Source organism: Mycobacterium sp. (assembly GCF_035633495.1).
GTDB lineage: Bacteria > Actinomycetota > Actinomycetes > Mycobacteriales > Mycobacteriaceae > Mycobacterium.
The window spans coordinates 76762-94665 of sequence record NZ_DASQEU010000143.1 but is presented as its reverse complement, the minus strand read 5'-3'; the positions used below and the strand labels follow the sequence as shown (position 1 = coordinate 94665).

The following is a 17904-nucleotide window of genomic DNA, read 5'->3' as shown; positions in this document are numbered from 1 at the left end:
AAGACCGCGCCGCCGCCATCACCGCCGAACGCCAACACAACCACGACATGCGCACCACCGCAGCCACACCCGAGTTCCGACGCGACGAAGACATCGAATACGAGGACACCCTCACGAAGGAGCCGGAACCGCCGCCCTTCTAGGGCGGCTCCCTACATCGGAGCGTTGGCCGGCTGGAACACGCCGGTGCTGTCGGCTTCCTCCTCGGCGCGGATCACGTGCACGACGGCGTTGATCAGGGCCAGGTGGGTGAATGCCTGAGGGAAGTTGCCGAGGTGGCGTCCGGTGCGCGGCTCGATCTCTTCGGCGTAGAGGTGCAACGGGCTGGCGAACGACAGCAGCCGCTCGCACAGATGCCTGGCCCTGCTGATCTCGCCGATTTCGACCAGCGCCGACACCAGCCAGAACGAGCAGATGGTGAACGAGCCCTCCTCGCCGGACAGGCCGTCGTCGGTCTCCTCGGTGCGGTAACGAAGCACCAGGCCGTCCTCGGTCAGTTCGTCGGCGATGGCCAGCACCGTCGCGCGGACGCGGGGATCGTCCGACGGAAGGAACCGCACCAGCGGGACGAGCAGCAGCGAGGCGTCGAGAGCGTTGTCGCCGTAGCGCTGCGTCAGGGCGCCGCGATGGTCGACGCCGTGGGCGAGGATGTCGGCCTTGATCTCCTCGGCGATCGCCCGCCACTGTTGGGCGTAGCTCTTCTCACCTTGCAGATCAGCCAGTTTCGAGCCGCGGTCCAGCGCGACCCAGCACATCACCTTGCTCGAGGTGAAGTGCTGGGGCTCTCCGCGCACCTCCCAGATGCCGCGATCGGGTTCCTTCCAGTGCTTGATCGCCTCCTCGACCTGAAGCTTGAGCACCGGCCACAGCATCTCCGGAATTTGCTCGCGCGACTTCGCGTGCAGGTATACCGAGTCGAGCATGGTGCCCCAGATGTCGTGCTGCATCTGGTCGAACGCCCCGTTGCCGATGCGCACCGGCCGCGAGTTGTCGTAACCCGACAGGTGGTTCAGTTCTTCCTCGGTGAGGTGGCGCTCGCCACCGACTGCGTACATCACCTGAAGTGGATGGCGCTCACCGTTGTTCGCCCCCGACACGTCGGCGATGAACGAGAAGAAGTCGTCGGCTTCGCGATCGAGGCCCAGCGTGTAGAGGCCCCACAACGCGAACGTCGAGTCACGCACCCACGCATAGCGGTAGTCCCAGTTGCGTTCGCCCTGAGGGGTTTCCGGCAGGGACGTGGTGCTCGCCGCCAAGAGGGCGCCGGTCGGCGAATACGTCAGCCCCTTCAACGTCAACGCGCTGCGCTGAAGGTATGAACGCCACGGGTGGTCGGGGAAGTCACCGATGTTGATCCACTGTCGCCACGACTCGCTGGTCTTCCACATCTTGTCGGAGGCCTCTTCGAACGTCTGCGGCGACGGGTGCCCGGACCAGCTCAGCGCGACGAAGACGTTGTCGCCCTCCGTGAGCCGGGTCCGCGCCCGTGCCTCGTGACCCTCGAGACCGATCCGCAGGTTCGTGGTCAACCGCAGCGTCGGATGAGCCTCGGGGTTCTTGCTGGCCCGGGCGATCGCCTCGCCGTACGCCGCCGCCGAGTACTCCCAGGTGGCTGACTCGCGGTGGTAGTCGAAGGACGGCTCGCAGCCCATCACCAGTTCGACCACGCCGCTGACGCATCGCACGGTGCGCAGCAGGATGTGCTCGGCATCCCAGTCCATCGGGGTTCGGCGGTGGGTCCGCGACCGGGTGTCCAGGTCGTGCCATGGCCCCATCACCAGCGCATCGCGGACGATCAGCCAGCCCGTGTGGGTCTGCCACGTCGTCTCCATGATCAGGCTGCCCGGCAGATAGCGGCGGGCGGCGGGCACCGTCACGCCGTAGGGGCTCAGCCGGAAGTGTCCGGCCCCGCGGTCCAGGATCGCGCCGAACACGCTGGGCGAGTCGGGCCGCGGCACGCACATCCACTCCACCGAGCCCGCCGACGACACCAGGCAGGTGTTCTCGCAGTCGGAGAGGAAGGCGTAGTCCGCGATCGGCGGGAACGGGTTGCGCAACGGCCCGCCCGGCGCATACGGGACGGGGGCCGTCACCGTGTACGGCGCCTCGGGCACATGGTCGGCCTTGTTCGTTTCGCCATTGGACCCGACTTGCTGCAGAACCATCCCGACATCATCAACTGCCCAGGTACCTGGCGTCTACTCGTGCGGGGCGTTTCCGGCCGTCGGGTTCGCGCGCCTGGCCCACGCGGGCGCGCGCTCGGGGAGCGGCCCGATGGCCACGGCGTACCCGGCCACGGTCCGCAGGAACGGCACCCGGTTGACGACGCGCACGCCCAGCGGCGGGGCGCCTGCGTCCTGACCGGCCACCGCCGCGGCGATGACGCGGGCGTGGATCACCCTCTGCACACCCTGAATGAGTGCGGTCGGAACCCAGCGTCTGGCCTGAATTCGGGCCAGGTCGCGGGTGGGCGCACGGCCCGATCGCAGTGGGCCGGCCAGGATGCGCGCCGTCGCCACCGCGTCCGCCACCGCCAGGTTGATGCCGACGCCGCCGACGGGGGACATCGCGTGCGCCGCATCGCCGATCAACAGCAGGCCGTCGGTATACCAGCGACGCAGCCTGTTCAGCTGGACGTCGAGCAGCTTGACGTCGTCGAACGAAGTCAGTCCGCCGACCCGGTCCGCCAGCCGCGGCACCAGCGATGCGACGGTGCGCTGCAGCGACTCGATGCCCTCCGCGCGCAACTGCGAATCGGTGCCCTTCGGGATGATGTAGGCGCATTGGTAGTAGTCGCCGCGATCGATGACGATCATGGCGTGGCCCGTCGTGAGCACACCCTCTAGGCCCGGCGGGTCGTGCTCGGCTCGCGGCAGCCGGAACCACCACACGTCCATCGGAGCGCCGAAGGCCTTGGGCTGCAACATCATCGCGTCGCGAAGCGTGGAACCCCGACCGTCGCAGGCCACGGTCAGGTCGGCACGCATCTCGCCGATCCGACCGTCGGATCCCCGGTAGCGGACACCGACGACTCCGTCGCAGCCCTCGCGCAGGGGCTCGAGCACCTCGGTGCTGCGCAGCAACCGGAACGACGGCTCCTTTTCCGCCGCGGTCGCGAGCAGCTCGAGGAAGTCCCACTGCGGGACCAGGGCGATGTGCTTGTGGGGACCGGGGATCCGGCGCAGGTCGATGTCGACGGGAACGCCCTGGACCTGCATGCCGATGGTCTCGATGACGCGGTGTGTGAGTTCGCCGAAGTCGCGGGCGAGCCCGAGGTCGTCCAGCAGCCGCAACGTGCTCGCGTGCACGGTGTCGCCGCGGAAGTCGCGCAGGAAGTCGGCGTGCTTCTCCATCACCGTGACTTCCACACCGCCGCGGGCGAGGAGCAGGCCCAGCATCATGCCGGCCGGTCCACCACCCGCGATCAGGCATGTCGTGGAGTCTGCTGGCCTACTCATCCGTTGATCGTAGGGTGGATGAGGTGAGCGGCATCCTGAGTTGGTGGGACGGCGTCGAACTGTGGCTGTCCGGCCTCGGTTTCGTCGCCCAGACGGTGGTCGTCATGCCCCTCGTGCTGCTGCTGGCGTACGCCGTGGCCGTGGTGCTCGACGGAGCGCTGGGCAACGGCATCCGCCTGATCCAGCGGGCCTGGCACACCGACGAGGATCCATCGTGACTGGTATGCCGCGGTCGCGAGTGACATTAGTGCTGGTGGCGCTGGTCGCACTCGTCATCGTGATGTGGCTGTTCGCCCGGTAACGCGGTGTTCCGCCGGTCTGTTACGCTTCGCCCGTGTACGCAGCGTCCGGCACTACGGAGAGCCATGTCCTGGCTCTCATTGCCGTGGGTAATTGCGCTGTGGCCGATGTGCACTGTTGTCGCTGACCCCCATGCCGTTGCGCGGTTTGGTGTCGGTCGCCGCAGATTTCGGGCCTGAGATCTGATACGTCCCCTTTCCGTCGTGGCGGGTTCCAGAACCCCATGTGTCACCGCAAGGAAAGGCTCCAACCATGCCCGTTTCCAAGCCGAAGTCGATTCGGTCGCTGACCACAGTTGGCGCCATCGCCGTGACGGCCTCGTTGCTCGCCGCGTGCGGGGGAGGCTCCAGTGACGTTGCGGGTGGCGGTGACCAACCGCAGGCCGACACCACGCTGACCCTCGTCGCCTACGCCGTGCCGGAGCCAGGGTGGAGCAAGATCATCCCGGCGTTCGCCGCCACGCCGGAAGGCAAGGGCGTCGGCGTCACGGCGTCGTACGGCGCATCGGGTGACCAGTCCCGCGGTGTCGTCGACGGCAAGCCCGCCGACATCGTCAACTTCTCCGTCGAGCCGGACGTCACCCGCTTGGTCAAGGCCGACAAGGTGGCGAAGGACTGGAACGCCGACGTCACGAAGGGCATCCCGTTCGGCTCCGTGGTGACGTTTCTCGTGCGCAAGGGCAACCCGAAGAACATCAGGGACTGGGACGATCTCCTGAAGCCTGGAGTCGAGGTCGTCACCCCCAGCCCGCTGAGCTCCGGCTCGGCGAAGTGGAACCTGCTGGCTCCTTACGCCGCGAAGAGCAACGGCGGCAAGGACTCTCAGGCTGGACTCGACTTCGTCAACAAGCTGGTCACCGAGCACGTGAAGGCCCGCCCCGGATCGGGCCGCGAGGCCACCGACCTCTTCATCCAAGGCAGCGGCGACGTGCTGCTGGCCTATGAGAACGAGGCGATCAACACCGAGCGCCAAGGCAAGCCCGTCGAGCACGTCACCCCGCCGCAGACGTTCAAGATCGAGAACCCGGTCGCCGTCGTCTCGAGCGGTGCGCATCTCGAGCAGGCCACGGCGCTGAAGAACTTCCTCTACACCCCCGAGGGTCAGAAGCTCTGGGCCGAGGCCGGCTTCCGCCCGGTCGACCCGAAGGTCGCCGAGGACTTCGCCGCCGACTTCCCCACCCCGCAGAAGCTGTGGACGATTGCGGATCTCGGTGGCTGGAGTGAGGTCGACCCCGCCCTGTTCGACAAGGACAACGGCAACATCACGAAGATCTACAAGCAGGCCACTGGATGACAGCAGTGCTCGACGCCCCCAGCGGTAGACCCCGCAACGTGCGCGGCACGACGTCGCTGCGCGTGGGCGCAGCAACGCTCTGGCTCAGCGTCATCGTGCTGCTGCCGCTGGCCGCGATCCTGTGGCAGGCGGTAGGGGGCGGCTGGACCGCGTTTTGGAACGCGGCGACCTCCAACGCCGCCTTGGAGTCGTACAAGGTGACGCTCACCGTATCGATCAGCGTAACCGTGGTGAATCTGGTCTTCGGCCTTCTCGTCGCCTGGGTGTTGACTCGCGACGACTTCCCCGGCAAGCGGTTGGTGGACGCCGTCATCGACCTGCCGTTCGCGCTGCCGACGATCGTCGCCAGTTTGGTGATGCTCGCCCTGTACGGACCAAACAGCCCTGTCGGACTGCATCTTCAACAGACCAGGTGGGGCATCGGCATCGCGCTGCTGTTCGTCACGCTGCCGTTCGTCGTGCGTTCGGTACAGCCCGTGCTGCTGGAACTCGACCGGGAGGTGGAGGAGGCCGCTGCGTCACTCGGGGCCAACAACTGGACGATCTTCACGCGCGTGATCCTGCCTGCATTGCTGCCGTCGCTGCTGTCCGGCGCGGGACTGGCGTTCTCGCGGGCGATCGGCGAGTTCGGTTCGGTGGTGCTGATCGGCGGTGCGATTCCGGGGGAGACCGAGGTGTCCTCCCAGTGGATTCGCACGCTGATCGAGAACGATGACCGCACGGGTGCCGCAGCGATCTCGATCATGTTGCTCGTCACGTCGTTCCTGGTGCTGTTCGTCCTCCGGGCGGTCGGTTCTCGGGCCGCGAAGCGGGAGGAGTTGGCCCGATGATCCTGTCGCGGGCGGTGCGTCATCTCCTTCGCTACGTCGCCCTTCTCTACGTCTTGATTCTGGTCGTCGTCCCGGTGGGGCTGATCCTTTGGCGCACGTTCACCCCGGGGATCGGACAGTTCTTCGCTTCGATCAGCACCCCAGCGGCGGTATCGGCCCTGCAGTTGTCCCTGCTGGTGGTGGCCATCGTGGTTCCGCTCAACGTGCTCTTCGGCGTGCCGACAGCTCTTGTGTTGGCGCGCAACAGGTTTCGCGGCAAGAGTGTGTTGCAGGCCGTCATCGACCTGCCGTTCGCCGTGTCGCCGGTGGTCGTGGGCGTCGCCCTGATCCTGCTGTGGGGTTCGGCGGGTGCGCTCGGTTTCGTCGAGAACGACTTGGGTTTCAAGATCATCTTCGGGCTGCCGGGAATCGTGCTGGCCAGCATCTTCGTCACCCTGCCGTTCGTCATCCGCGAGGTCGAACCGCTGTTGCACGAACTCGGTACCGATCAGGAGGAAGCCGCGTCGACCCTGGGTTCGCAGTGGTGGCAGACGTTCTGGCGGATCACCCTGCCGTCCATCAGGTGGGGCCTCACCTACGGAATCGTCCTGACCATCGCCCGAACCCTGGGTGAGTACGGCGCGGTCATCATGGTGTCGTCCAACCTTCCCGGCACCTCGCAGACTCTGACGCTGCTCGTCTCCGACCGCTACAGCCGCGGTCAGGAGTACGGCGCCTACGCCGTGTCGACTCTGCTGATGACCGTCGCGGTCTTCGTACTGGTCGTGCAAGTGATCCTCGACGCCCGGCGTGCCCGGGCGGCAAACTAGGTTTCGACGAGAAGGACCTCTGACATGACAGCCCATGCCATCACGGTGCGCGGCGCGAACAAGCGCTACGGGGACTTCGTAGCCCTGGACAACATCGACTTCGACGTCCCCGAGGGATCGTTGACCGCACTGCTGGGCCCGAGTGGCTCCGGCAAGTCGACGTTGTTGCGGGCCATCGCCGGCCTCGACCAGCCGGACACCGGCACGATCACCATCAAGGGCGAGGACGTGACGGGAGTCCCGCCCCAGCGGCGGGGCATCGGTTTCGTTTTCCAGCACTATGCGGCGTTCAAGCATCTGACCGTGCGGGACAACGTCGGCTTTGGGCTCAAGATCCGGAAGCGGCCGAAGGCGGAAGTCAAGGGCAAGGTCGACGATCTTCTCGAGATCGTCGGGCTCGCCGGTTTCCAGACTCGCTACCCCAGTCAGCTCTCCGGTGGCCAGCGGCAGCGCATGGCGCTCGCTCGGGCCTTGGCGGTCGACCCACAGGTCCTGCTGCTCGACGAGCCCTTCGGGGCGCTGGACGCCAAGGTGCGCGAGGACTTGCGGGCGTGGTTGCGCAGGCTGCACGACGAGGTGCACGTGACCACCGTGCTGGTGACGCACGACCAAGCCGAAGCGCTCGACGTGGCCGACCGCATCGCGGTTCTGAACAAGGGCCGCATCGAGCAGGTCGGCTCGCCCACCGAGGTGTACGACAATCCGGCCAACGGGTTCGTCATGTCCTTCCTCGGGGCTGTTTCCTCGTTGAACGGAACTCTGGTGCGGCCACACGACATCAGGGTGGGTCGCAGTCCCGACATGGCGATTGCACAGGCCGACGGGAGCGTGTCGTCGACGGGTGTCATTCGCGCCACCATCGACCGCATCGCGGTACTGGGCTTCGAGGTTCGTGTGGAACTCACGGCTGCGACTGACAATGCGCCGTTCACCGCGCAGATCACCCGCGGCGACGCCGAGGCGCTCGGCCTGAAGGAAGGCGACACGGTCTACGTCCGCGCGACCCGGGTGCCGTCGATTCCGGGCAGTACCGAGTTGCCCTCAGTCGACGAAGCCGACGTCCTGGCGAAGGCCTGACGCCTTTCAGCGCGGCGGGTCTCCACGCCAGCTGAAGCTGTTGACGTATTTCGCCATGTCCAATGCAAGGAAGAAGTTGGCTCCGGAGGGGTGACCCGAGCCGAAGTCCGGATTGAACTCGCGGAAGGGGCCGGCCGCCGCGGCGATCAACGCGTAGCCGTTCTTCACGGCGACCATGATCAGGATACGGTTGCGGCCGTCGTCCCCGATGGCATTGGCCGGGTAGTCGTCGGCGACCTCGCCGTACCCGAGTTGGTAGCCCACGAAGGCGTTGGGAATCTCATAGGCGAACGTCGCGTCGGGGTAGTGGTCCTTGAGCAGGTCGTCCGCGATCTGCTTCGGCGTCTGACCGTTCGCGGGTTGGCCGAACAGTCGAAGCGTGCCGCCATCGCCGGCGAGAAGGTCCAGCACCACCCCGTTCGGCTCGAACGTGGCCTCGTAGGCCGTTTCCTCGCCGGGGTAGGAGACAGAGAACTCGCCGCCGCTGGGCGTGAAGCGAGGGTTGGTCGCGATGGGCTTGCTGATGGGCGGGCGGCCGCAGTCGGGCGGGCAGACGACCAGCGCCTCGGGCGGAGTTAGCCACGACGACAGCGCGACCGAGGCGGCCATCACCAGTGCCGCACCGGTGCCGACGATCACGAGCAACCAGGCGGGAGACGTGCCGCGCACCGAAGCGGCGCGAGCCGCGATCCCGCACGTGGGGCAGAACGGCAGATCCGGAGCGACGTGGCCGCACTCTGGGCACGCGACTCGTTCGTCGGAGGGCTCGTGGGTCGGCTCCTCATGGAGCAACGTGGAGTGCACCACGATGCGCACGACATAGAGGGCCACTACCGCGAGAAGGACGAAGATGCTCGTCTCGACGTTGTTTGGAGGCGGGAAGAAGTCGAGCAGGGCCAATCCGAGGTAGGCGGCCACCCCGAATGCGACCGCCGGGGCGAGGGAGGTCAACGCGTACCACCGCGGCTTGCGTCGGGAATCGGCCCGCGGGATGAACCAGAGGGTGGCTCCGATCGCGCCGCCTACCGCGGCCGCCGTCAGCGGGATCGCCACACCCTGGACGACGCCCGCGATCACGAGATGAGCGGGCGAACGGCCGTCGTCGTCCATCGGGCCGTTGGCGAACACGGGCGCCAACCGGGTCAGGGTGCCCGCGCTCACGAAGCAGAGCGCTCCGAACGACCCAATCGTGAACCCGTTCAACGATTCTCGAACCCCTGGGCGCCATACCCGCACGACGATCATCGGTGCGAGCAGGAGGATCAGGAAACCCAACGGAATGGCGAGACCGGTGACGAGGAGTTTGAGCGTGCTGACCGGCAGTCCCAGTGCGTCGTCGTCGGTGCGCGCGGCGGCGGCGTCCGTCGCAAGCCCCCAGCCGACTCCGAACGCGATGCCCAGCACGGCGGTGGTCAACAGGGTGCCGACCGACAGGTCGGTGAAGGCGTCGGTCTCCTTGAGGTAGGCCAGGAACAGCAACGGCAACCCGAAGCCGACCAGTCCGATCAGCGCCGCCTGCCACATCGGTAGGGCGGTGCCCAGCATCAGCGCGACCACGCCGACCAGCGCGACGCCGAACGCCGTCCGGGACCGCCGGGGCAGGGACGGAAAGATCGTGCTCGTCACCCGCGGGCTCAGTACGTGCTCGCGCGGTGCCGCCGAGTACGCCGACAGGCGAAGCCACGAAGGCCCGTCACCACGTCGGCGGGACGCCGTCGCGCCACAATTTCCGCAGAAAACGCCACGCGGGACGACGACGTCGCAGACGCGACACGTCATCCCCCCGGTCGTCATCGAGGCGCTACGCCCTTCTGGATGTCGAGGAAGTCGCGGGCGAGGTGTTCGACGTTGGGGCTCCCGAGTCCGGTCACCAGGTCGTAGCCGGGGATCGCGACGTCGACCGCGTTGCCGCCGAGGGTCACGTCACGAAAGCCGGGAGAGTTCGCGCCTCTGGCCACCCGGTAGAGCAGTGGGTTGATGTCACCCAACCGTCGTCCGCCGTTGGCCAGCAGGTACTGGTTCATCAGGGCCGTCAGGCCGGCCCAGATCGGCGCCGCCTGCGACGTGCCCGCGCCCACCAGGTCCTGCTGGTCGAATCTGATCTTGACGCCCGTGAACGGATCGGCGAGTGCGGAGACGTCGGGCGTGAGCCTTCGCTGTCGTTTCCCGGCGTCCCGGTCGATGGACACGCTGCGCTGCCAGGCCGGTCGCGGAAAGAGCTTCGAAACTCCGCCACTGGTGCCCTGCGACAGCGGCGAGTCGATCCAGGCCTGCTCCGCCAGCCATTGGCCGTCTTCGTCGGTCGACAGCGTGGTGCCGCCCACGGAGGTCATGCCCGGCAGCGACGCGACGGCGTCCAATCCGACGTCATCTGGGCCCGGCGGCGCCGACCAGCCGTTGCCGCCCTTGCACTCCAGCCCCCCGGTGTCCCCGCTGGCATCGAAGGCGGACGTGCCGTTGGCGTGCGCGCGTTCCAGTGCCGACTGCACGGGCTTGAGGTCCGTCGCGGTGATCAGCGCGTCGCAGCCCCACCCGATGGACAGACTCCACACCGCGCCGGGGAACTGTTGGTCCGCGGCGTCGAACATCTCCGCGATGCGCTCGTAGGTACGGCCGCCCTCCAGGGTGGGACGGGCGTTGATCACGACCATCCGAGCATCGGGCGCGATCGCGTGCGCGACTTCGAGATCCATCACGGTCTCGGCGCGGGACTCGCTCGGTTGTCCGCCGACGAGGATCGGTTTCAGCGGTGGCAGATTCGACATCTCGGCGAAGTCGTCGAGGTCGCCCTGGTCGTAGCCACTGAACGCGAAGAAGACGATGGTCTGTCCCTTGCCCGTGATGCCCGCTGCCGCAAGCGGACTCGCGTTGTAGGCGGTCAGCAGGGCGTTCGGCGTCAAGCCTTGGCGTGGTACGTCGAGGGGCATGAAGTCGGGGCGCGCCTCACGATGCGGCGTGTACCCGAGGATGCGTCCGAGATCGCTCACCGTGTTGCGCACGGCCGCCGGAACCTCGGGCTGTTGGGCGGAGGCGTAGAAGACCTGTCCCTGCATTCCGCGATAGTCGTGCACCGGAACGTCGAAGGCCTCGGCCACGTCGGGCGGTGCTCCCTCGACGATGGCCCATTCCTCACCGGGTTTCCATCGCACGGCGAGGCTCTTGCTGGCCGCCCACTGCAGGAGCCGGTCTGGACGCACCGAGTCACGAAGTCCGACGGTGAGCTGCGCGTGATCGAGTCGGGACGGACCAAGATCGGTCGAGCTGGCCAGGAGATTCGCGTACGGGCCGCCGATGGTCGCCGTGGCGTCGGAGGGGACCGCGGCACGTTGGTCGCGCACGATGATCGACGCGGCCGCAACGAGCGACAGCGTCAGGACGCAACCGAGTAGGCGCGTCGAGGCGCGCCTCGACAAAGTTCTAGCGAACATCAATGATTCCCGACCCATTCGCAGGGACGCCATCCACATGGCGTCCCTGCGAACGAACTTCGTGCGTGAGCCGCGTGGCCTACGACCCGCCGCCGTTGCGGTGGGTTCCCGGCTCGCCCGTCGGCGCCGGCGGTGCCTTCACTGGCGGCGAGAAGCTGTTCGGCCCGCCGGGGGTGATGCTCTTCTCCGTAGGTGACGGGGCGACCGACGTCGTCGTCGTTGTCGTAGTGCTGGACGGGCTTGGTGACTCGCTGCCGCCACAGCCAGCGGTCAACGTGGCCATGGCAATGACCGCGCTGCCTCCGGCTACCAAGGCCAGTCGGCGACCCAAACGACCTGACTTCATGATGCTGTCCTATCCAATCCCCGTGATGGTGTGAATCTGACTATTTCGTTCATCGGACCGTACGAGCACCGACGTCGATATCATGCCACACGCCGAGCAAACAGAGTAGAAAATTGCTTCGGCGTTCATTTGGCGGCCTGTGCATCCGAAAAAGATGCCCCAAGCTTGACAACTCCGGCGTGACCGACGGTGTGCGATGTTGGCCGGAGGATCTGCCAGTTACTGTCAAGCAGCGATCAGTGCCGAACGCGTCTCGTCGAATCGGTCGAGCAGCGCGGCCGCGACCAGATTGTGGGCACCGAGCGGATCGGCCATCGGGATGCCGAGGTCAGTGGCGGATGCGGCCACCCGGTCGGTGATGCGGCCGTGGGCCAGGAACCACGGGGCGACGACGAGCCGGCGCGCCCCTCGACTCCGCAGTCGGATTGCCGCCTCGGCGACGGTCGGGTGAGGCCCGGTGGCGTAGGCCACCTCCACGCCTGCCCACCGCGTTCTGGCCACCAGCGCGGGGGCCAACGCGGCCGTGCGCGCATTCGCCGCCTCGTGCGAAGAACCCACCGCCACGACGACGACCCCGACGTCCCGCTGATCGGGCGACACCCCGGCGTGCGCGAGGCGTTGTCCGAGCAACGTGATGAGAGACGGATCTTCGCCGAGAACCTCGGACTGAAGAGCGGCCGCCCCGGAACGCTCGATCACCGCGGGCAGATCGACTCTGGCGTGATGAGCGTCGGCCAACAACATCGGCACCACGACGGCCGACCCACGCCGACGCGCGACGTCCGCGAGCACGTCGCCCACGTATGGCGCCGACTTCTCCAGGAATGCGGCGCGGACGTCGAGTCCGGGCCGCAGCCGGCGGATCCTTCCGGCTAGGGCCTCCGCGACCGCAGACGAACGGGGATCCGCGCTGCCGTGAGCCGCAAGGATCATGGAGGTCACGACGCGTGCAGCCCGCATTCCGTCTTCGACTGGCCGGCCCAACGGCCGCTGCGTGAGTCGGCGCCTTCGATCGGCTTCGCCGTGCACGGTGCGCAGCCGATCGACGGGTAACCCTCGAAGACGAGCGGGTTGACGAGGATGTCGTTCGCGTCGATGTAGGCCTGCATGTCGTCGTCGGACCACTCCGCGATGGGGTTGATCTTCATCAGGCCGAACGCCTTGTCGTAGCTGACCAGCGGTGCGTTCGCGCGCGTCGGCGCCTCGACGCGCCGAATGCCGGTCACCCACGCCGAGTAGCCCTTCAGGGCCTTCCCCAGTGGTTCCACCTTGCGCATCCGGCAGCATGCCGCCGGATCGCGCGCGAACAGGTCCTTGCCGAGCAGCTCGTCCTGCTTGGCGACACTGTTCTCCGGCAGCACGTTGACCACGTTGACGCCGTAGACGGCCTCGACGGCGTCACGGGTGCCGATGGTCTCCGCGAAGTGGTAGCCGGTGTCGAGGAACAGCACGTCCACACCGGGACGCACCTTGGCGGCCATGGCGACCAGGACCGCGTCCTGCATGTTGGAGGCCACCACGTACTCGCCGCCGAAGTGCTCGTCGGTCCAACGCAGCAGCTCCTCCGCGTCGGCGCCCTCCAGTTCGGCCGCTCCGCGCTCCGCCAGTTCGATCAGATCGCGCTCGGTAGTCGTCACGTCAGTCACCTCAAGTCCGCCTCGTCTGCTCTCAGAGCCCAGACAGCGAAACGCTCACCGGCCTCGCGTTGTTTCACGAAGTTGCGAACGACCCTGTCGACGTAGTCACCGAGCTCCGCGCTGGTCACCTTGTGCTGGCGCAGTTTGCGGCCGAATCCACTGTCCAGGCCCAGGCTGCCACCGAGGTGCACCTGAAACCCCTCGACCGGACCATCGCCGTCGTCGATCATCTGGCCCTTGAAGCCGATGTCGGCAACCTGGATGCGCGCGCACGAGTTGGGGCAGCCGTTGATGTTCACGGTCACGGGGACGTCGAGCTGCGCGTTGACGTCCTCGAGCCGTTGCTCCAGCTCGGGCACCAGCGTCTGGCTGCGCTTGCGGGTCTCGGCGAACGACAGCTTGCAGAACTCGATGCCGGTGCAGGCCATCAGGTTTCGCCGCCAGTGCGATGGACGTGACGGCAGGCCGAGGGTGTCCAGACCCACGGTCAACTCGCTGATCTTGTCATCGGGCACGTCGAGGATGATCAGCTTCTGGTACGGGGTGAAGCGGATGCGGTCCGAGCCCACCGACTCGGCGAGGTCGGCCACCTTGGACAGGATGGTGCCGGACACCCGCCCGGCGATGGGCGCGACGCCGACGGCGTTCAGGCCGTTCTTGAGGCGCTGGACGCCGACGTGGTCGATGGGACGCGCGACGGGTTCGGGTGCGGGCCCGTCGATCAGCGGTCGCTTCAAGTACTCCGTCTCGAGAACGTCACGAAACTTCTCTACGCCCCAGTCCTTGATCAGGAACTTCAAACGTGCCTTGGCGCGCAGCCTGCGGTAGCCGTAGTCGCGGAACGCCGACACCACCGCCTCCCACACGTCGGGCACCTCGGCGAGTGGCACCCAGGCGCCCAGGCGCTGTCCCAGCATCGGGTTGGTCGACAGGCCGCCGCCGACCCAGACGTCGAAACCGGGGCCGTGCTCGGGGTGCTCGACACCGATGAACGCCACGTCGTTGACCTCGTGCACGACGTCCTGCAGACCCGAGATCGCGGTCTTGAACTTTCGCGGCAGGTTGGAGTACTCCTTCTTGCCGATGTAGCGGCGCACGATCTCGTCGATCGCGGGGGTCCCGTCGATCACCTCGTCCAGCGAGTCGCCGGCCAGCGGTGACCCGAGCACCACGCGCGGGCAGTCGCCGCACGCCTCGGTGGTCTGCAGCCCGACGGCGTCCAGACGCTTCCAGATCTCCGGCATGTCCTCGATGCGAATCCAGTGATACTGGACGTTCTCGCGGTCGGAGATGTCGGCGGTGTCGCGGCCGAACTCGGTGGAGATCCCGCCGAGGGTGCGCAACGCTGCCGCGCTCAACGCGCCACCGTCGCAACGGACCCGCAGCATGAAGTACTCGTCCTCGAGCATGTCGGTGTTGTCGTCGCCGGTCCAGGTGCCGTCATAGCCCGGCCTGCGTTGCGTGTAGAGCCCCCACCAGCGGAACCGGCCGCGGAGGTCACCCTTGTCGATGCTCTCGAAACCGCCCTTGGCGTAGATGTTCTCGATGCGGGCCCGCACGTTGAGCGGATTGTCGTCCTTCTTGGACTGCTCGTTGGCGTTCAGCGGCTCGCGGTAGCCGAGCGCCCACTGGCCTTCGCCCTTGGGGCGCTTGGCGGGCTTGGGCGTCGAGGCAGGCTTGGCGTCTGCTTGGGTCATGCGATGGCCCCTTCAGGAGGAAGCCGGCGTGAGGATCGCGCGTGGTCACCGGTGGCTGTCCGGCGGCGCAGATCCGGCGGCCAGCTGAAAATACAGGTGGACAGGTCTACGGCGTCAAGGCAGACAGCAACAGCTGCAAACGCGCTTGAAGTCGACATGCCGCCGGACCACGAGCGATACGCGGGTGGTCGAGTTGCGGACGGCGGTCACGCTCGACATTCTGCCACGAAAGCAACTACCGGCCGCAATCGGGCCATTCTTTCGCTCAGTGTGCGCAAGAGTCCGCTCTGCAAGACTGGTCGGATGACTGCTGGACCCCGTGCTCGGCCGTTCGGCATATATGTTCACGTGCCGTTCTGCGCCACCCGCTGCGGGTATTGCGACTTCAACACCTACACGGCCGCCGAACTCGGTGGCGCGAACCCCGACGGCTGGCTCGAGGCCCTGCGGATCGAGCTGGAGCTGGCGGCGGCAAGGCTGGCGTCGCGGGGATCCCTTCCGGAGGTGTCGACCGTGTTCGTCGGTGGCGGTACGCCGTCGATGTTGGGTGGGGAACGGCTTGCCGCCGTGATGGGCGCGATTCGCGCGAACCTCGTCCTGGCCGCCGGTGCCGAGGTGACGACGGAGGCCAACCCCGAGTCGACGTCGCCCGAGCTGCTCGGACAGCTGCGGAGCGCGGGGTTCACGCGCCTGTCGCTGGGCATGCAGTCGGTTGCTCCGCACGTGCTCGCCGCGCTGGACCGGGTGCACTCGCCGGGGCGTGCGCTGGCCGCGGCCGCCGACGCCCGCGCCGAGGGCTTCGAACACGTCAACCTCGATCTCATCTACGGCACGCCGGGGGAGACCGACGACGATCTGTGCCGCTCGGTCGACGCCGCGATCGGTGCCGGCGTCGACCACGTGTCGGCCTACGCGCTGGTGGTCGAGCAGGGCACGGCCCTGGCCCGGCGAGTGCGCCGCGGCGAGCTGCCTGCGCCCGATGACGACGTGCTCGCGGCGCGCTACGAACTGCTCGACGCGCGACTGTCGGCCGCGGGCTTCGACTGGTACGAGGTGTCCAACTGGAGCCTGCCCGGCGGGGAGTGTCGACACAATCTCGGCTACTGGGACGGTGGCGAGTGGTGGGGTGCGGGGCCGGGCGCGCACGGTTACGTCGACACCACGCGTTGGTGGAATGTCAAGCACCCCAACGCCTATGCGCAATCCCTCGCCGACGGACAACTACCCGTCGCGGATTCCGAGAGTCTGGACGACGCGGCCCGCCACACCGAGGACGTCATGCTGCGTCTTCGGCTGCGCCGGGGGCTGCCGCTGGACGCACTGAGCGCAGACGAGGCAACGCGGGCAGATGCCGCGATCGCCGACGGTCTGGTGAACCGTTCGGCCGACCGTCTGGTGCTGACCGACCACGGTCGCCTGCTCGCCGACGCCGTCGTGCGCGACCTACTGGATTAGCTGTGATACTCCTGCCGAGTGGCCACATTTCGCGCGCCTCGAGGCGAAAAGCGGCGAATAACTGGCCGTTCGGCGCAGGCGATTAGGTCTGTTCGGACAGCGGAAGGTCCATGTCGTAGACCCTGGCGTGCAGCACCGGCCGGTTGCGCAACGCGGCCCGGACCGCCTGGTGCACACCGTCTTCGAGGTAGATGACGCCCTCCCACCGCACGGCGTGCGGGAACAGGTCGCCGTAGAACGTCGAATCCTCCGACAGCAGGCGATCGAGCGCCAGCACCGTCGTCGTGGTCACCAACTCGTCGAGGCGGATCTGCCGGGGCGGGATCTGAGCCCACTGCCGGTAGGACAGACCATGGTCCGGATACGGTTTGCCATCGCGGACGCCCTTGAAGATCATCGGCTGGTCGTCCCGGGCATGCACCGAGGTTATCCGGAGGCGCGGCGTGGCGTCGCGGGGCGTCGGTGCTGCTGGTCAACGTAAAATGAAACGAACTGGGAGGTGAACCATGGGTACTGCCGATGACCGTCGCTTCGAGGTGCTTCGCGCCATCGTCGCCGACTTCGTGTCCACCAAGGAGCCCATCGGCTCGAAGAGCCTCGTAGAGCGCCACAATCTGGGCGTGTCGAGTGCGACCGTGCGCAACGACATGGCCGTCCTCGAAGCCGAGGGCTACATCGCGCAACCGCACACCAGCTCGGGTCGGGTGCCCACCGAGAAGGGTTACCGCGAGTTCGTCGACCGGTTGGACGACGTCAAGCCGATGTCATCGAGCGAGCGTCGCGCCATCCTCACGTTCCTGGAGTCGGGTGTCGACCTCGACGACGTACTGCGCCGCGCGGTGAAGCTGCTGGCCCAGCTCACCCGGCAGGTGGCGATCGTGCAGTATCCGACGCTGTCGAGGTCCATGGTCCGCCATCTGGAAGTCGTTGCGCTCACGCCCGCCCGACTACTTCTGGTGGTCATCACCGACTCCGGTCGAGTCGACCAGCGGATCGTCGAGCTCGGCGACGCCATCGGCGACGTGGAACTGGCGCAGTTGCGCGAGCGACTCGGTCAGGCGCTCGAGGGCAAGCCCGTCACGACGGCCTCGATCGCGGTCTCGGACCTGGCGTCTCAGCTGGTCGGTCACGGCGGGCTTGGCAACGCCGTGGGGCGGTCGGCGACCGTCCTCGTCGAAACCCTGGTCGAACACAGCGAGGAACGTTTGCTCCACGGTGGGACGGCCAATCTGACCCACAACACCGCTGACTTCGGCGGTTCCCTGCGATCGGTGCTCGAAGCACTGGAGGAGCAGGTGGTCGTACTGCGATTGCTGGCCGTCCAGCAGGAGGCCGGTAAGGTAACCGTGCGCATCGGACACGAGACCGCGGCCGAGCAGATGGCTGGGACGTCGGTGGTGAGCACCGCGTACGGCAGCTCGGGCAAGGTGTTCGGCGGCATGGGTGTGGTGGGGCCCACTCGAATGGACTATCCGGGAACCATTGCCAACGTTGCAGCGGTTGCTTTGTACATAGGCGAAGTGTTGGGCGCCCGCTAGGGGCGTCGGCACGGACCGCAAGTGCGGCTTGAAGAG

The 17904-nt window shown here is 67.2% G+C and carries 18 protein-coding genes; 9 read left to right on the top strand and 9 right to left on the bottom strand.

Annotation, left to right across the window (positions count from 1 at the left end; genetic code table 11):
• Window positions 1–152: 152 nt before the first annotated feature.
• Together VET27_RS21285 and VET27_RS21280 are read right to left on the bottom strand one after the other, a co-directional pair.
• On the bottom strand, window positions 153–2165 hold the full coding sequence (locus VET27_RS21285) for a glycoside hydrolase family 15 protein (RefSeq protein WP_526521597.1): 2013 nt from the start codon (window positions 2163–2165) through the stop codon (window positions 153–155).
• Window positions 2166–2198: 33 nt separating this feature from the next.
• The gene (locus tag VET27_RS21280; RefSeq protein WP_526521596.1) at window positions 2199–3458 is read right to left on the bottom strand and encodes an FAD-dependent oxidoreductase; all 1260 of its coding nucleotides are present in this window, start codon (window positions 3456–3458) and stop codon (window positions 2199–2201) included.
• A gap of 23 nt (window positions 3459–3481) precedes the next feature.
• On the opposite strand from VET27_RS21280, the gene VET27_RS21275 reads away from it, so the two are divergent.
• The 6 genes from VET27_RS21275 (at window position 3482) to VET27_RS21250 (ending at window position 7767) form a co-directional block, all read left to right on the top strand.
• Window positions 3482–3676 (top strand): hypothetical protein, encoded by a 195-nt coding sequence (locus VET27_RS21275; RefSeq protein WP_526521595.1) that lies wholly within the window; start codon window positions 3482–3484, stop codon window positions 3674–3676.
• A 116-nt stretch (window positions 3677–3792) separates the two neighbouring features.
• The gene (locus VET27_RS21270) at window positions 3793–3885 is read left to right on the top strand and encodes an Ms4533A family Cys-rich leader peptide (RefSeq protein WP_526521594.1); all 93 of its coding nucleotides are present in this window, start codon (window positions 3793–3795) and stop codon (window positions 3883–3885) included.
• A gap of 125 nt (window positions 3886–4010) precedes the next feature.
• A complete protein-coding gene (locus VET27_RS21265; protein WP_526521593.1) occupies window positions 4011–5051 on the top strand; it encodes a sulfate ABC transporter substrate-binding protein in 1041 nt (346 codons plus the stop codon).
• Window positions 5048–5881, top strand: coding sequence for a sulfate ABC transporter permease subunit CysT (gene cysT / locus VET27_RS21260; protein WP_526521592.1), 834 nt, complete (start codon window positions 5048–5050; stop codon window positions 5879–5881). The genes VET27_RS21265 and cysT overlap by 4 nt, the downstream gene beginning before the upstream one ends.
• Window positions 5878–6690, top strand: coding sequence for a sulfate ABC transporter permease subunit CysW (gene cysW / locus VET27_RS21255; protein ID WP_526521591.1), 813 nt, complete (start codon window positions 5878–5880; stop codon window positions 6688–6690). Before cysT ends, cysW begins: the two co-directional genes overlap by 4 nt.
• A 24-nt stretch (window positions 6691–6714) precedes the next feature.
• On the top strand, window positions 6715–7767 hold the full coding sequence (locus VET27_RS21250; protein WP_526521590.1) for a sulfate/molybdate ABC transporter ATP-binding protein: 1053 nt from the start codon (window positions 6715–6717) through the stop codon (window positions 7765–7767).
• A 6-nt stretch (window positions 7768–7773) separates the two neighbouring features.
• Here VET27_RS21250 and VET27_RS21245 read toward each other — a convergent pair whose 3' ends face one another.
• On the bottom strand, window positions 7774–9393 hold the full coding sequence (locus VET27_RS21245) for a zinc ribbon domain-containing protein (protein WP_526521589.1): 1620 nt from the start codon (window positions 9391–9393) through the stop codon (window positions 7774–7776).
• Window positions 9394–9557: 164 nt separating this feature from the next.
• Window positions 9558–11195, bottom strand: a complete 1638-nt coding sequence (locus tag VET27_RS21240; protein WP_526521588.1) for a S53 family peptidase — start codon at window positions 11193–11195, stop codon at window positions 9558–9560.
• Window positions 11196–11260: 65 nt separating this feature from the next.
• Between VET27_RS21240 and VET27_RS21235 the strand changes: the two genes are divergently transcribed.
• Window positions 11261–11575 (top strand): hypothetical protein, encoded by a 315-nt coding sequence (locus tag VET27_RS21235; protein ID WP_526521587.1) that lies wholly within the window; start codon window positions 11261–11263, stop codon window positions 11573–11575.
• Window positions 11576–11766: 191 nt separating this feature from the next.
• Here VET27_RS21235 and VET27_RS21230 read toward each other — a convergent pair whose 3' ends face one another.
• The 4 genes from VET27_RS21230 to VET27_RS21215 all read right to left on the bottom strand — a co-directional run bounded on the left by VET27_RS21230 (window position 11767) and on the right by VET27_RS21215 (window position 15094).
• Complete coding sequence (locus VET27_RS21230) at window positions 11767–12501, bottom strand: sirohydrochlorin chelatase (RefSeq protein ID WP_526521586.1); 735 nt, start codon at window positions 12499–12501, stop codon at window positions 11767–11769.
• On the bottom strand, window positions 12480–13187 hold the full coding sequence (locus tag VET27_RS21225; RefSeq protein ID WP_526521585.1) for a phosphoadenylyl-sulfate reductase: 708 nt from the start codon (window positions 13185–13187) through the stop codon (window positions 12480–12482). The genes VET27_RS21230 and VET27_RS21225 overlap by 22 nt, the downstream gene beginning before the upstream one ends.
• On the bottom strand, window positions 13184–14875 hold the full coding sequence (locus VET27_RS21220) for a nitrite/sulfite reductase (protein WP_526521584.1): 1692 nt from the start codon (window positions 14873–14875) through the stop codon (window positions 13184–13186). Before VET27_RS21220 ends, VET27_RS21225 begins: the two co-directional genes overlap by 4 nt.
• Window positions 14876–14989: 114 nt before the next feature.
• The gene (locus tag VET27_RS21215) at window positions 14990–15094 is read right to left on the bottom strand and encodes an Ms4527A family Cys-rich leader peptide (RefSeq protein WP_526521583.1); all 105 of its coding nucleotides are present in this window, start codon (window positions 15092–15094) and stop codon (window positions 14990–14992) included.
• Between the two features lie 84 nt (window positions 15095–15178).
• Between VET27_RS21215 and hemW the strand changes: the two genes are divergently transcribed.
• Window positions 15179–16330, top strand: a complete 1152-nt coding sequence (hemW, locus tag VET27_RS21210; RefSeq protein WP_526521582.1) for a radical SAM family heme chaperone HemW — start codon at window positions 15179–15181, stop codon at window positions 16328–16330.
• A gap of 82 nt (window positions 16331–16412) precedes the next feature.
• On the opposite strand, the gene VET27_RS21205 is transcribed toward hemW, so the two are convergent.
• Window positions 16413–16727, bottom strand: a complete 315-nt coding sequence (locus tag VET27_RS21205) for a type II toxin-antitoxin system VapB family antitoxin (RefSeq protein ID WP_526521603.1) — start codon at window positions 16725–16727, stop codon at window positions 16413–16415.
• 109 nt (window positions 16728–16836) lie between these two features.
• On the opposite strand from VET27_RS21205, the gene hrcA reads away from it, so the two are divergent.
• Entirely contained in the window at window positions 16837–17868 is a 1032-nt protein-coding gene (gene hrcA, locus VET27_RS21200) for a heat-inducible transcriptional repressor HrcA (protein ID WP_526521581.1), read from the top strand.
• Window positions 17869–17904: the final 36 nt, after the last annotated feature.